Here is a 14,956-nt window from a genome sequence, read left to right as displayed (position 1 = left end):
CGCCAGTCAGATCCTGGGCCGCAACGCCTGATCCAACCATTCCCAAATGCCGGAGATGAGGATGCGTCCGATCAATCCAGGGAATCGCAACAGCCGACCTCGCGCCATCGCGGGACGGCTCGCATGGCTCGCCGCGTCTGCGGTGATCGCATCAGCCACCGCCGGCCATGCCGACGAGACCAAGCCGTTCCGTCTGTGCGCCGATCCGACCAATCTGCCGTTCTCGAGCGATAATCCGTCGCAGCCGGGCTTCTATGTCGAGATCGGCCAGGCGCTGGCGCAGGCGCTCGGCCAGCCCATCACTTACGACTGGTACAAATCCTATTTCGGCAAACGGACCGTGCGGGTCACGCTGCTCGGCAAGCAGTGCGATGCCATGATCGGTTTGCCGCGCTCCGAGGACTTCATGGGGCCGGCCGTGATCTTCTCCAGCACGTTTGCGAAGGAGGGTTATGCCCTGGTCGCGGCGAAGGGGCAGGCGATCGGCGGCGTGGACGATCTCAGGGGCAAGCGCGTCGCGGTCCAGTACGCCAGCACGCCGCAGAACCTGTTGGCGACCCGTGACGACATCCAGAAGGTGACCGTGCTGTCGCCCGAGGAAGCGATGCAGGCGCTCGACCAGGGCAGGGCGGACGTCGCCTTCATCTGGGGGCCCGTCGCCGGCTGGCTCAACATGACCGCCTACGGCGATCGCTATCAGATCCGGCTCACTGAAGGCGAGGCCCTGTCATGGGATGCCGCGATCGGCTTTGCCAAGGGATCGAGCGAGCTGCGCGATCGGGTCGATGCGATCCTGCCGACGCTTCAGCGCACCATCGCCGATCTCGCGATGAAATACGGCTTGCCGGTCGGACAGCCGGTCCGCTTCGGCACGACTGAAGCCGTGCCCGCGGAAACCACGACCGGGACCGGTCCGGGGCCCGTCGCGCCGCAGGTCGCAAGCGTGGTGGCGACCGAGACCAAGGGCGATGCGGCCGTGCCGAATACGGAGATCGCCGGTGCGGGCAAGGAGATCTTCAACGGAACCTGCGCGCATTGCCACGGCCCCGACGCCATCCAGAGCGAGCGGAAGATCGACCTGCGGCTCCTGCGTCACCGCTACGGCGACGACATGCGCGACACGTTCTGGAAGACCGTGCATGAGGGGCGTCCCGCCAAGGGCATGCCGTCGTGGAAGGAGGTCTTCACTGACGACCAGTTCGCCAGCATCTATTCCTTCCTGCTGAGCGTCCAGGTCGAATCGAACGACTGAACGGCCTTGACCGGACGGAAGCGGGAAGATGTGGTAATATCCACCTTGCATCTTCCCGGTGCCGGACCGGCCCAGGACGGGTGCGCTGCTGCCGCTGCCGCGGCGGATCTTTTGGAAGGCGCCATGGCCAGCTTCCTGATCATCGACGATCATCCGCTGTTTCGCGAAGCGCTGGGCAATGCCGTGCGGCTGGCCTTGCCGGAAGCCCGTATCCTGGAGGCGATGTCGATCGAGGACGCACTGGACATCCTGTCGGCCGAGCAGGGGATCGACCTCGCGCTGCTCGATCTGCAGCTGCCGGATGCGACCGGCTTCTCCGGCTTCCTCCGCTTGCGCGAGACCTATCCGCGCCTGCCGGTCGCCATCGTCTCGAGCGAGGAAGACCAGCACGTGGTCCGCGAGGCGCTGGCGCTCGGCGCCGCCGGCTATCTGCCGAAATCGACGTCGAAGCGCGAGCTGGCCCAGTCGATCGAGGGCGTGCTGTCCGGATCGGTGTCGGTGCCGCGAGATTTCGTGGCAACGCCGCAGCGGCGGAAAGCCGAAACCAGCAAGGCTCTCGAGGTCAAGCTCCGCGAGCTCACGCCGCAGCAGCTCAGGGTTCTGGACCTGCTCCGCCGCGGCTATCCGAACCGGCAGATCGCGCAGGAACTGCAGCTCGCCGAGTCCACGGTCAAGGCGCACATCACCGAGATCCTGCGCAAGCTCGGGCTGTTCAGCCGCAACAAGGCGATCATCGAGATCGGCAAGATGGACTTGCCCGATCCCAGGAACCGGCCGTATGCGCGGGTCGACCGCGGGAGGCCGCAATGATCGGCGCCGCCATTGTTGACCTCGATCAAGCCGGCGTGCGCCGGCTGATCCATGCTCAACTGAAGCTCGAAGTCCGGCAACGATTTGGAAATGGCTGACGCGTGATGCGATTTCTGATTGTCGAAGACCATCCGTTGTTCCGCGAGGCGCTCGAAGGTGCGCTGCAGATGGTGGCGCCCGGGGCCGAAGTCCTGCAGGCGATTTCAGTCGACGGTGCGCTCGAGCAGTTGTCCGCGGGCGCCGAGCTCGATCTCCTCCTGCTCGATCTGTCGATGCCGGGCACCACCGGCCTCTCCGGCATCGTGCGCATCCGCAAGGCCTTTCCGAGGGTTCCGGTCGTCATCGTGTCGGGACATCAGGATCCCAGGATCATCTCGAGCGCCTTGTCGCTCGGTGTGGCCGGTTACATCTTCAAATCCTCGTCCAAGCAGGAGCTCGCCCGGTCGATCGGCGAGGCGCTGCAGGGGATCGTCTGTCTTCCCCATGCCTATCGTGCACTCCGGCCGCAGCGCGCTCCAAGTCCCGCCCATGATCTGCTGAAACGGCTGCATGATCTGACACCGCAGCAATTGCGTGTCCTCGACATGCTCAAGCGCGGCCTCCAGAACAAGCAGATTGCCTATGAGCTGAAGATTTCCGAGACGACCGTGAAGGTCCATGTCTCGGACATCCTGCGCAAGCTGAACGTCGTGAGCCGCACCAAGGCGATCGTCGAGATGTCGAAGATCGATTTTGCGACGCTGGCAAGCGACGAAAGCCGGGCAAAGCACGATCGCGCACAGTCGGAATAGAAGGCCGTCAAGTCAGCAGGAACGACAGCAGTGCGCGCATCTCAGCAGGCTTGATCGGCTTCTTCAGCACTTCGAGGCCGGAGAGGCTCGCCTGTTTGGCGGCCTTCTCGGAATAGTCGGCGGTGATGATCATCGCGGGCACGTCGAGCTTCAGATGCTGCCGGATGTCGGCAATCGCCGACAATCCGCTTTCGCCGTGATCGAGATGAAGATCGGCGATGACCGCGTCGGGCGCGCCGCCCAGCTCGTTGAGGCGCAGCAGCGCATCCGCCGCCGATGGCGTGGTCGCGACGTCGCAGCCCCACCCTTCCAGCAAGGCGGCCATGGCTTCGGAGCCGGACGGGTCGTTCTCGACCAGCAGGATCTTGGCGCCTTCGAGGCCACCATAGCGACGTTCGCTGAGCTTGGTCTCGTGCACCTCGTCGCTGACCTCGGAGGGATCGGCCGGCTCGAGCTCCAGGACGAAGGTCGATCCCTTGCCGACCTGCGACGACAGCCGCACCTCATGTCCGAGCACGGTTGCGAAGCGGCGCACGATGGAGAGGCCGAGCCCGAACCCGGCCTGGTCGGTCGCGCTGGCTTCGCCGCGCTGGAATTCGCGAAAGATCGCCTCTTGCTGCGCCTGCGCAATTCCCGGTCCGGTATCGGAAACCTGGACACAGATGCGGTCGTTGCTGCGCCTGCATCCCATCACCACGCCACCGCTGCGGGTGTAGCGGATGGCATTGGCGAGCAGATTTTGCAGGATGCGCCGGAGCATCATCGCGTCCGACGACACCGCGAGCGGCGAGGTGCGGATGCGTAAGGACAGGCCTTGCCGCGCCGCGATCGGCGCGAATTCGTTGCGAAGCTGCTCGAACAGCGGCGCCAGTGCCAACGGACGCACTTCGGGCCTGAGCGCGCCGGCGTCGAGCTTGGCGATCTCCAGCAACGACCGCAGCAGATCCTCCAGCGTCACCAGCGAGCGATCGACCTGGTCGACCAGCAGGCCCGACTCCTGCGTTTCCGTCATCTCGGCCAGCGCGGAGAGCGTCAGCCGCGCCGCGTTCAGCGGCTGCAACAGGTCGTGGGTGACGGAGATCAGAACGGACGATTTGAGCGAGCTTGCAGCCTCGGCCTGCTGCTTGGCGCGATACAGCCCCTCATTGGCGCGTTCGATCGAATGCAGGGCTTCGCGCAGCTGGGTGGTCCGGTCCCGGACCTGGCGGTCGAGCGCGATGGCGGTCTCGAACAGGGAGAACGCGTTGAGCTGCTGGTCCATCGAGCGCTCGACGCGGGACATCAGCGCGGCATTGATCTTCTTCAGCTTCGCGGTTTCGCGCTGCAACTGCTCGACCGTGTCGGGGTCCTGCCACAGCTCGGTCACGACGGACGCCTGCCGATGGCGACGCCCGTGAAGGTCTGGTTCACATGCATCGAGCCGAACTGCTCGCCGTAGGTATGAAAGCCGACCACGCGATTCTGCCGGTAGAGTTCGGACATGTCGCGGGCGAGCTGGTGCTGCTCGGCGTCGAGCCGGCGCAGCAGGCACTCGAAACCGATATAGAGCGAGACGTCGCCGATCTGGTCGCGCGTTTCCGCGAAGGCCGCGCGCGTCGTGCCGACGAGGCTGCGCGATGTTGCCGCCGTCAGCACCATGCCTTCGTCGATGGCGCAAAAGAAGTGCAGCGACCCGTCCGGTTCGACGCGCTGGATCGAGCGGGCATAGTAGGAGCCGCCGACGCGGACCAGAACGGGATGCGAGGCGAAGGAGAACGGATCGAGCTTGGCGTCCATGATCCCGACGACGCGGGAATATTCCTGGGCGGCAGGCTCGGCGTTCAACTCCCGGACGGTGCGATTCTCGATGTCGGCCTCGGTGACCACCATCTTCTGGGGCCGCGGTTCGAAATTGTCACATTTGAAAACCCGGAACGGCAGCGACGTGCTCAGGAGGATGAGGAGAGCGGCGTTGGTGTGCGCCTTGCCGTCGAGGAACACCCAGGTCCGCTCGAACCGCATCCCGTCGCCCGCGGAGCCGCCGACGATGGGGATGTCGTCCAGCGAGGCATAGAGCGCGGACATCACCGCTTCTTCCCGGCGGCACAGACCATCGATCAGGACAAGGCCGAACGGATTTCCGCGCTCGACCCGGGAGGACACCCGCAGCAATTCCTGCCGGGCCTCGGCGCTGATCCTGCGGCCGTCCTCGACGTGAAAACTGTCGAGATTGAGAATCGGGCGTACCACGGCCGAGAAATCGGCACTGCTGAAGGCGAGGGCGACGACGCTGTTCTCGTCCCAGCCGTCAGGCGCCAGCTCGCCGGCCGTGGTGCAACCGCAAACCGGGATCCCTTCGAATTGGCGGCTGATTTCGGCGATGAATTGGTGCGGATCGTAGCTCGGGGAGACGAAGAGCAGAACGAGCGCCAGCTCGTCGGATGGAAGCTGGGCGGCGAGGTCGGCAACGGCTTGCTCGGCGCCCGCGGCCTTCGACTTCGCGACGGCAACGCCAGACGCACCGCCAAACCGAAAGTCGGTTTGCCCCACTCCGTTTCTCCCTCAAGGACCCGCTTGGTCTGATGCCAAGTGCCTGACAAGTGTCCAGAGAATATGGCCTTTTTCGTCTGGTCGCAACATGGCGACCAGTTCCGCGGAACGTGTGGTCACCGTCAGGCGGCTCGGGCTGGAAGAATTTACCGCCCCTTGACGTTTCTGCCCTAATTTTCATCGCAGGTTCGGGAAGGGCTGCTCCCGGGCCGATCTGCACAATGCAAGAATTACATTGGGGGTTGGGAATGTCCGGGCGTATCGCGTCGCCGTTTAAGCGCACAATATTTCCGACCCTCAGGTTCCGCGCCAAGATCATCCTCGGCTTTGCCGCGGTGCTGGCGATCTCCGCCGGCAGCATGGCCTTCTCCTATTTCGGCTTCGAGCGCGTTTCGCAGGGCGTCGGATCCTACCGCAGCAGCGTCTCGGAGGCCGATCTCGCCCGCAATATCGATCGCGAATTGCTTGGCTATCGTTCCGCCGCCCGCTACTTCGTGGTGACCGGCAAGGAAGACGACGCCAAGGCGGCGCTGGACGCCGAGGCCAGCCTGAAGAATGCCATCGATCAGGCGGTCAAGAATGCCAAGAAACCGGCGCGGCTCGAGAGCCTCGACAAGCTCGCCAAGGAATTTTCCAATTTCTCGGCGACCTTCGCCAAGATTCTGCAGGCCAAGCGCGACAGCGCGCTCCTGGTCCAGAACCAGCTTCAGCGCAACGCCAATCTCCTGAAATACAAGCTCGACGATATCGGCAACAATGCCTCCGACTCCGAAGCGCAGGCGATCGAGTTCGGCACCAAGCAGGTCAACTCCCAGTTCCAGACCGCGAGCGCGGCCGCGAGCAATTTCATCCTCAACTCCGACCAGGCCGTCGGCGCAAGTGCGATGGCGCGACTGAAGTTCGTCGAGAACTCGCTCGGCGCGGTCTATTCGATGGATGACAAGATCGTCGCCGGCCTGAAGGAGGCCAAAGCGTTCCTCGGCGCGTATCGGGAAGCGCTGGAGAAGCTGATCGCGAAAGCCAAGTTGGTCGACGACCTCGTCACCGAGATGAGCGGCTCGGCCGGTGCGATCCTGCAAGGCGCCACGGCCATGAAGGCCGACCTCGTTGCCGAGCAGCAGCGGCTGGACTCGGAATCGGAGGCGACCATCGGCAAGACCGAGCAATTGGTTCTGATCCTCGCCATCGGCGGTACGCTGCTTGGTGCGGTGCTTGCCTTCCTGCTCGGCACCGGCATCTCGCGTCCGATGATCGCGATGTGCAAGGCGATGCGCGAGCTGGCTTCGGGCAATTTCGACGTGGTGCTGCCGGGCCTCGGCCGCAAGGACGAGATCGGCGAGATGGCCGGCGCGGTCGAGGAATTCAAGGTTCAGGCGGTGGCCAAGGCCGAGCGCGATGCCGCCGCCAGCGAAGTTCAGAACCGGGAGCAGGCCGCGAGCCGCCGTGCCGAGCTGATCCGCTTCGCCGACGATTTCGAAAGCGCGGTTGGCGCCATCGTCTCCAACGTCTCGGCCTCGGCCGTGCAGCTGGAATCGGCAGCGTCCACGCTGACGCGCACCGCCGAGACCACCCAGAGCCTGTCGAGCCAGGTCGCCGGCGTGTCCGAGCAGGCCTCGTCCAACATGCAGTCGGTCGCGACCGCGACCGAAGAGCTCTCGGCTTCGGTCGAGGAGATCGGCCGCCAGGTCCGCGATTCCAACCGCATTGCGGAAGCCGCGGTGGTGCAGGCCAGGGAAACCGACGGCCGCATCGGCAAGCTCTCGCACGCCGCCCAGCAGATCGGCGAGGTGGTGAAGCTGATCACGGCGATTGCCGAGCAGACCAATCTTCTGGCGCTCAATGCCACCATCGAGGCCGCGCGTGCCGGTGAAGCCGGCCGCGGGTTCGCGGTGGTTGCGAGCGAGGTGAAGTCGCTGGCGAGCCAGACGGCGAAGGCGACCGACGAGATTTCCTCGCACATCACGGGCATGCAGGGCGCCACGGCCGAATCGGTTGCGGCAATCAAGGAGATCGGCGCGACCATCGGGCAGATCTCGTCGATCGCGACCTCGATCGCGAGCGCGGTCGAGCAGCAGGGTGCGGCCACCCAGGAGATCGCGCGCAGCGTCCAGACCGTGGCGCAGGGCACCCAGACCGCGGCCACCGATATCGGCCAGGTCAACCGCGGCGCCGCCGAGACCGGCGCGGCCTCGGGGGAGGTGCTGCACTCGGCCAAGACGCTGTCGAGCGAGAGCACCCGCCTGCGCGCCGAGCTCGATCGCTTCATGGGCAATATCAGGGCGGCGTAGGGCGAGCTGTCGCGTCACACTCCGCTGTCGTCCCCGCGCACGCGGGAACCCATAACCACAGGGCGTGGATATGGAGTGACGCCGGTAACTCCGAGTCTTCGCCAAACCACCTCCTGTGGCTATGGATCCCGGATCGGCGCGCGCCTTTGGGCGCGCTTGTCCGGGACGACAGCGAAGTGATCGGGGCGGCAGTCGATTTGTAACAGCGCGGGAAAGCCCGCTTTAACAAATTCCCTGCGTCACCTAACCGCCAGTTGCGGCGCCATAAATTTACCACAGCTTATCCTTTGCCGATTACCGTGCGGACGAGTCAGGAAGCGGGCTGCTTCCGGGCTGCGCCTGGTTTTCCGCGAATGGAATGGGGTGGGGGAATGTCGGTCAAGTCGAAGTCGAGCCAATCGAAGCTGCCAACGCTGCGTTTTCGCGCAAAAATCATCCTCGGCTTCGTGGCAGTGCTAGCCATCCTCGCCGTCAGCATGGCTTTCGCCTATTTCGGCTTCGAGCGGATTCAGGCCGCCGTGGCTTCCTACCGCGCCAGCGTGTCGGAAGCCGATCTCGCCCGGACGGTCGATCGCGAGCTGATCGCCTATCAAGGGCTGGCACGGGCCTACACCCTGACCGGGGCGAACGATGACGAGACCGCGGCCAAGGCCGCCGAACAGAATCTGAAGAGCGCCATCGCCAAGTCGATGTCGGCCACCACCGGCGCTGCACGCCGTGAGCAGGTCGGCAAGCTCGAGGCCGAGTTCCAGCGCTTCACGAAGGTGTTCGGGGAGATCATTACCCTGACGCGCGAGAACAACAAGATCGCTGCCGATGAGCTCAACAGTGTCGGCAACAAGATCCGCTTCAAGTTCGACGATCTCGCCGACACCGCCGCGCTGGCGGGACTGGCATCGGTCCAGACCACGGCCAAGGACATCACCTCGCAATATCTGGCGGTCTCCACCTCGGTCAGCGCCTTCGTCGCCAAGCCGGAGCCCAAGACCGCCGATGGCGTGATCGCCCGTATCAAGTTCCTGGAGACCTTGCTGGTCTCCATCTATGCGAATGACCAGAAGATCACGGATCGCGTCAAGGAGATCGGCGATCTCCTGAAACAGTACCGCACCTCGTTCGCAAAGCTGACCGAGAACGTGAAAGTCATCGTCAAGTCGAATGGCGAGATGACCAAGACGGCGGCGACCATTCTCAAGCTCTCGGGCGAGCTGCGTTCGGATCTCACTGCCGACCAGCAGCGCATCGAGGCGAGCGCGAACGAGACGATCGGCGAGACCGAGCGGCTGATGCTGATGATGGCGCTCGGCGGCCTTGCCATCGGTGCCGTGCTGGCCTTGTGGCTTGGTAACGGCATCTCGCGTCCGATGATCGCGATGTGCAAGGCGATGCGCGAGCTGGCTTCGGGCAATTTCGACGTGGTGCTGCCGGGCCTCGGCCGCAAGGACGAGATCGGCGAGATGGCCGGCGCGGTCGAGGAATTCAAGGTTCAGGCGGTGGCCAAGGCCGAGCGCGATGCCGCCGCCAGCGAAGTTCAGAACCGGGAGCAGGCCGCGAGCCGCCGTGCCGAGCTGATCCGCTTCGCCGACGATTTCGAAAGCGCGGTTGGCGCCATCGTCTCCAACGTCTCGGCCTCGGCCGTGCAGCTGGAATCGGCAGCGTCCACGCTGACGCGCACCGCCGAGACCACCCAGAGCCTGTCGAGCCAGGTCGCCGGCGTGTCCGAGCAGGCCTCGTCCAACATGCAGTCGGTCGCGACCGCGACCGAAGAGCTCTCGGCTTCGGTCGAGGAGATCGGCCGCCAGGTCCGCGATTCCAACCGCATTGCGGAAGCCGCGGTGGTGCAGGCCAGGGAAACCGACGGCCGCATCGGCAAGCTCTCGCACGCCGCCCAGCAGATCGGCGAGGTGGTGAAGCTGATCACGGCGATTGCCGAGCAGACCAATCTTCTGGCGCTCAATGCCACCATCGAGGCCGCGCGTGCCGGTGAAGCCGGCCGCGGGTTCGCGGTGGTTGCGAGCGAGGTGAAGTCGCTGGCGAGCCAGACGGCGAAGGCGACCGACGAGATTTCCTCGCACATCACGGGCATGCAGGGCGCCACGGCCGAATCGGTTGCGGCAATCAAGGAGATCGGCGCGACCATCGGGCAGATCTCGTCGATCGCGACCTCGATCGCGAGCGCGGTCGAGCAGCAGGGTGCGGCCACCCAGGAGATCGCGCGCAGCGTCCAGACCGTGGCGCAGGGCACCCAGACCGCGGCCACCGATATCGGCCAGGTCAACCGCGGCGCCGCCGAGACCGGCGCGGCCTCGGGGGAGGTGCTGCACTCGGCCAAGACGCTGTCGAGCGAGAGCACCCGCCTGCGCGCCGAGCTCGATCGCTTCATGGGCAATATCAGGGCGGCGTAAGTGCGCTGCCTCGGCAGTCTTCGCTTTCGCCTCATCCTTCGCTGTCGTCCCGGATAAGCGCGCCCTTAAGGCGCGCGTAGATCCGGGACCTCCGCGCGAGCGCTTGCGCTCGTCGCGATAGCCACAGGATTGGGTTTGGCGACGACTTGGGGTTACCTGCGTCGCTCCACAACCATTCCCTGGGAGTATGGGTCCCGGATCGGCGCTCCACGCCTGACAGCGCTTCGCGCTGCCAGGCGCTACGCTTGTCCGGGACGACAGCGGAGCAGGGGATGCGATCCTCCGCCCTCTCACTCCCTTCCAAACGCCCGCTTCAATTCCACCTTCGCCTTTTCCAGCCGCGTGCGTTGCGTCTTCGGCAGCGTCTTGCCGGCGCGGTTGATGTAGAAGGTCAGCATCGACAGCGCCGAGCGATAGGCGCCGGCCTTGCGACGCGCGCTGTGCTCGGCCGATCGCTTCAATGACGTCGCGATCTTCTTCGGACTGTCCAGCTTGAACACACCCTGCTTGAGGTCGAGTGCGTCGCTCTGCCTGGTCACACGCTGCGACCAGCGCTTCGGTGCGGCGCGCTTCGGGCTCTTGCGCGCAGGCTTACGTCTTGCGCTGGCTTTCTTGTGCGCGGGTTTGCGAGATTGTGTCGTCTTTCTGACATGAGCCATGCGTCAACTCCTTGCGGTACCAACGGAAACGGGCGGCCATAAGCACCGTTCCCGGGGAACCCGGCCTTGCCGCAGACGTTGTCGCAGGTGGCAGGCGGAATGCCGCACCCCCGTGATCGGAACGCCCCGTCCACATCATGTGAACCGGGGCCGCTTCCATTGATCGAACGCAACAGCCCGATGGAATTGCAGCAAAGCCCAGCGCTGAACTACGCATCTGGGGTCGCGGCGGACGCGACCGATCGCATCGTCGAGACCAGCATTCCCGCACGGCTCGACGCGCTGCCCTGGAGCGGCTTTCACACCCGCGTCGTGCTCGCGCTCGGCATCACCTGGATCCTCGACGGGCTCGAGGTGACGCTGGCCGGTGCGCTCTCCGGTGCCCTGAAGCAGAGCCCCTCGCTGCATTTCTCCAATCTCGACCTCGGCATTGCCAATTCCGCCTATCTCGCCGGCGCCGTGCTCGGCGCGCTCGGCTTCGGCTGGCTCACCGACCGCATCGGCCGCAAGAAACTGTTCTTCATCACGCTGGCGCTCTACCTCTCGGCAACGGCCGCAACCGCCCTGTCATGGGATGTCGCGAGCTACGCGATGTTTCGCTTCCTCACCGGTGCCGGCATCGGCGGCGAATACACCGCGATCAATTCGACCATCCAGGAGCTGGTGCCCGCGCGCTACCGCGGCTGGACCGATCTCGTCATCAACGGCAGCTTCTGGATCGGCGCAGCGATGGGGGCGGTTGCGGCCATCGTGCTGCTCGATCCCGCCGTGATCGCGCCCGATCTCGGCTGGCGTCTGGCTTATCTGATCGGCGCCAGCATCGGTCTCGTCGTGCTGTTGATGCGGATGTGGATCCCGGAAAGTCCGCGCTGGCTGATGATCCATGGCCGTCCCGATCAGGCCCATGCGATCGTCGACGAGATCGAACGCTCCGTGATCGGACATGACCAGGATGCGAGCGAAGCGCGCTTCGCGAAGATGCGGCTGAAGATGCGCGATCACACGCCGATCCGCGAGGTCGTGCACACGCTGTTCTCGGCGTACCGCCAGCGCGCGCTGGTCGGTCTCGTCCTGATGAGTGCGCAGGCGTTCTTCTACAATGCCATCTTCTTCACCTTCGCGCTGGTGCTGACCGATTTCTACGGCATCAAGGCCGATCACGTCGGCTGGTACCTGCTACCCTTCGCCGCCGGAAATTTCCTCGGGCCTCTCCTGCTCGGCCGGCTGTTCGATACGCTGGGGCGCCGCACCATGATCATGTTCACCTATGGCGTGTCGGGCCTGTTGCTGGCGCTCTCGGGCTATCTGTTCTCCATCGGCGTCCTCGACGCGCAGGGCCAGACCATTGCCTGGATGGTGATCTTCTTCTTTGCCTCGCCCGCGGCGAGCGCAGCCTATCTCACCGTCAGCGAGACTTTTCCCTTGGAGGTTCGCGCGCTGGCGATCGCGGTATTCTACGCGGTCGGCACCGGCATTGGCGGCGTGATCGGACCGGCACTGTTCGGCGTGCTGATCGACACGGGATCACGCACCAGCGTGTTCGCGGGCTATTTGCTGGGGGCCTTCCTGATGATCGCGGCCGCGATCGTGGCGTGGCGCTACGCCGTCTCCGCGGAGCGCAAATCGCTCGAACAAATCGCGCGGCCGCTCGCCTTTATGGAGTAGACTGATGAAATCAGAACTTGCGGAAATGGCGATGGACGAGCAGCACACCATGCGAGAGGACGAGGCGCCGGATGCGGTGCCGGTGCCGCATGCGCTGGTGCCGCATCTGGACGAGACCGCGATCCTGCTCGACATCGACGGTACGCTGCTCGACCTGATGCCGACGCCACGCGAGGTGTGGGTGCCGCCGGGCCTGTCAGATACGCTCAATCGCCTCACCGAGCGCACGTCCGGCGCGCTGGCGCTGGTCAGCGGCCGCTCGCTCAACGACATCGACCTGATCTTCGCACCCGACGTGTTTCGCGCCGTTGCCGGCCACGGCGCCGAGATGCGACTGTCGGTGGACAACGAAGCCGATGACGTCCACGCGCCGCCGCTCGACAAGGAGCTGAAGCGGCGGCTGGCCGCCATCGCCAAGCTTTCGCCCGGCATTCTGCTCGAGGACAAGGGCTATTCGCTCGCTCTGCATTACCGCCTCGCGCCGCATGCGGAGAAGGCGATCTACGAATCCGTCTCGGTGATCCGGGCCGACCTGCCCAATGCCCCGATCGAGGTGCTGCCCGGCAAGTTCGTCTGCGAGATCAAGCATTCCGGATTCACCAAGGCGACCGGCGTGCGTGAACTGATGAAGCGGGAGCCGTTCAGGGGACGGCGTCCGATCTTCATCGGCGACGACGTCACCGATGAAACCGTGTTCGCGATCATGCCCGACATGAACGGGCTCGCCTTTTCGGTCGGCCGCCGTGCCATGGGCGTGAACGGCCATTTCGACGCGCCGAGCGATGTGCGTGCATTCCTTGCCCGGCTGCTCGATCCAAGGTGAAAGAAAGGCAGCGCCACGCCGCCGACATGAAGCTTTGGAAACGGCGCTGTCGCGCGCTGCAATGCGTGCTGCGCAACATTATCGCAACAGCTGTCTTTGCAGCAAAATTCCGGGTTCCCTCGAGGGAAACCAGTTCCAACGCACGTGCCCGATTTTGGTTTCAATTGGTTGAAACGATGATCAGGAACCATATTGATGAACGGCAGTTAAACGGGGTGGAATGAAACAGGAGGGGACGACCTGTGAATTTAGTCGTCGTTTCAAATCGCGTCGCCCGCGGCAAACCTAACGAGCCCATGACGGGCGGTCTTGCGGCGGCGTTGCTGCCGGTGGTGGAACATTCGGGCGCGATTTGGGTGGGTTCCTCGGGCCGTGTGCGTGATGGCCATCAGAAGGAACCGTTCGCCGAAATCGAAGCACTGGGCACGGGCGCAATCGCGACACTGGATCTGCCGGCGGCACATTACGGTGGCTATTACGAAGGCTTTGCCAATTCTGCGTTGTGGCCGGCGCTGCATTCGCGCAGCGACCTGATCCGCGTCTCGCGCGAGGACTATGTCAGCTATCGCGAGGTCAACGCCTTCATGGCGCGCGCTCTGCTGCGCTTTCGCAAACCGCAGACGGCGTTCTGGGTGCAGGATTATCATTTCCTCGCGCTCGGTGCCGAGCTGCGCGACCTCGGTGTCGACGATCCGATCGGCTTCTTCCTGCATACGCCGTGGCCCGTCGCTGCGGTGATGCAGGGCGTGCCCAATCATCGCGAGCTGATCAATGCGATGCTGGCCTACGATCTGCTCGGCTTCCAGACCAACGAGGATTGCCAGAACTTCCTCGGCTATGTCGGCGGAGAGCTCGGCCTCACCATCGAGGATAATGTTGCGATCTCTCAGCATGGCCGCACGCGCTGTGAAGTCTTCCCGATCGGGATCGACGCGGAGAAGTTCGCAGCCTATGCCGCCAAGTCCGCCTCGCATCCGGACGTGTCGCGGCTGCGGCGCAGCCTCAACGGCGAACGTCTCGCGATCGGTGTCGACCGGCTCGACTATTCCAAGGGCCTCGTCAACCGCATCAGCGCCTTCGACCGGCTCTGGACCGATCAGCCGCAGTTTGCGCGCAGCATCTCGCTGCTTCAGATCGCCAATCCCTCGCGCGGCGCGATCGAGGCCTATGGCAACCTCCAGAACGAGGTCGCGCGCCTCGTCACCGATGTCAACGGCCGGCACGGCGAGGTCGACTGGACGCCGATCCGCTATTTGAACAAGGGCTTCAGCCAGGCCGTGCTCGCGGGTCTCTATCGCACCGCGCAAATTGGCGTGGTGACGCCGCTGCATGACGGCATGAACCTCGTCGCCAAGGAATATGTCGCAGCCCAGAACCCGGCCGATCCCGGCGTGCTGGTGCTGTCGAAATTCGCGGGCGCCGCCAACGAGCTCGACGCCGCGCTCCTGGTCAATCCGCACGACATCGACGGCATGGCGCGCGCGATCGCAGTCGCAGCTTCAATGCCGCTCACCGAGCGCAAGATGCGCTGGGACGCGATGATGAAGAAGCTGCGCGGCCACACCATCCAGCAATGGTCGGCCGATTTCGTCGCCGAGCTCGAGACGTGCCGGACCGAGAAGGCCGCCGTCGCCCCGCTCGCGTCCCAACCGCCGCAGGCGCTGCGCTGGCTGAAGTCGGCGATCTCAGGCGTGCGGTTGATCTAAGAGGCTCGGTGCTCCTCCCTTCTCTCCA

At 64.7% G+C, this 14,956-nt stretch carries 11 protein-coding genes; 8 read left to right on the top strand and 3 right to left on the bottom strand.

The window, feature by feature from the left end:
* Positions 1-61 precede the first annotated feature (61 nt).
* From Q0743_RS05025 to Q0743_RS05015, 3 genes are all read left to right on the top strand, one after another.
* Positions 62-1,252, top strand: coding sequence for a transporter substrate-binding domain-containing protein (locus tag Q0743_RS05025; protein WP_367184847.1), 1,191 nt, complete (start codon positions 62-64; stop codon positions 1,250-1,252).
* 123 nt (positions 1,253-1,375) lie between these two features.
* Complete coding sequence (locus Q0743_RS05020) at positions 1,376-2,062, top strand: response regulator transcription factor (RefSeq protein WP_298240480.1); 687 nt, start codon at positions 1,376-1,378, stop codon at positions 2,060-2,062.
* A gap of 104 nt (positions 2,063-2,166) precedes the next feature.
* Entirely contained in the window at positions 2,167-2,853 is a 687-nt protein-coding gene (locus tag Q0743_RS05015; RefSeq protein WP_298240479.1) for a response regulator transcription factor, read from the top strand.
* Positions 2,854-2,860: 7 nt separating this feature from the next.
* On the opposite strand, the gene Q0743_RS05010 is transcribed toward Q0743_RS05015, so the two are convergent.
* Together Q0743_RS05010 and Q0743_RS05005 are read right to left on the bottom strand one after the other, a co-directional pair.
* Positions 2,861-4,219, bottom strand: coding sequence for a hybrid sensor histidine kinase/response regulator (locus Q0743_RS05010; protein WP_298240478.1), 1,359 nt, complete (start codon positions 4,217-4,219; stop codon positions 2,861-2,863).
* Positions 4,216-5,382 carry an FIST N-terminal domain-containing protein gene (locus tag Q0743_RS05005; protein ID WP_298240477.1) on the bottom strand — a complete coding sequence of 389 codons (1,167 nt, stop codon included), beginning with the start codon at positions 5,380-5,382 and terminating at the stop codon, positions 4,216-4,218. Before Q0743_RS05005 ends, Q0743_RS05010 begins: the two co-directional genes overlap by 4 nt.
* Positions 5,383-5,630: 248 nt before the next feature.
* Between Q0743_RS05005 and Q0743_RS05000 the strand changes: the two genes are divergently transcribed.
* Positions 5,631-7,670 (top strand): methyl-accepting chemotaxis protein, encoded by a 2,040-nt coding sequence (locus Q0743_RS05000; protein WP_298240476.1) that lies wholly within the window; start codon positions 5,631-5,633, stop codon positions 7,668-7,670.
* 371 nt (positions 7,671-8,041) lie between these two features.
* The gene (locus Q0743_RS04995) at positions 8,042-10,075 is read left to right on the top strand and encodes a methyl-accepting chemotaxis protein (RefSeq protein WP_298240475.1); all 2,034 of its coding nucleotides are present in this window, start codon (positions 8,042-8,044) and stop codon (positions 10,073-10,075) included.
* Between the two features lie 290 nt (positions 10,076-10,365).
* On the opposite strand, the gene Q0743_RS04990 is transcribed toward Q0743_RS04995, so the two are convergent.
* A complete protein-coding gene (locus Q0743_RS04990) occupies positions 10,366-10,734 on the bottom strand; it encodes a DUF3175 domain-containing protein (protein WP_298240474.1) in 369 nt (122 codons plus the stop codon).
* A 180-nt stretch (positions 10,735-10,914) separates the two neighbouring features.
* Here Q0743_RS04990 and Q0743_RS04985 point away from each other — a divergent pair, with 180 nt between their 5' ends.
* From Q0743_RS04985 to Q0743_RS04975, 3 genes are all read left to right on the top strand, one after another.
* Positions 10,915-12,399 (top strand): MFS transporter, encoded by a 1,485-nt coding sequence (locus tag Q0743_RS04985; protein ID WP_298240526.1) that lies wholly within the window; start codon positions 10,915-10,917, stop codon positions 12,397-12,399.
* Positions 12,400-12,403: 4 nt separating this feature from the next.
* Entirely contained in the window at positions 12,404-13,222 is an 819-nt protein-coding gene (gene otsB / locus Q0743_RS04980; protein WP_298240473.1) for a trehalose-phosphatase, read from the top strand.
* A 242-nt stretch (positions 13,223-13,464) separates the two neighbouring features.
* Entirely contained in the window at positions 13,465-14,928 is a 1,464-nt protein-coding gene (locus Q0743_RS04975; protein ID WP_298240472.1) for a trehalose-6-phosphate synthase, read from the top strand.
* The last annotated feature ends 28 nt before the right edge of the window (positions 14,929-14,956 follow it).

This window comes from uncultured Bradyrhizobium sp., assembly GCF_936943645.1.
Lineage (GTDB): Bacteria > Pseudomonadota > Alphaproteobacteria > Rhizobiales > Xanthobacteraceae > Bradyrhizobium.
This window is presented reverse-complemented; position numbering and strand designations above follow the sequence as displayed.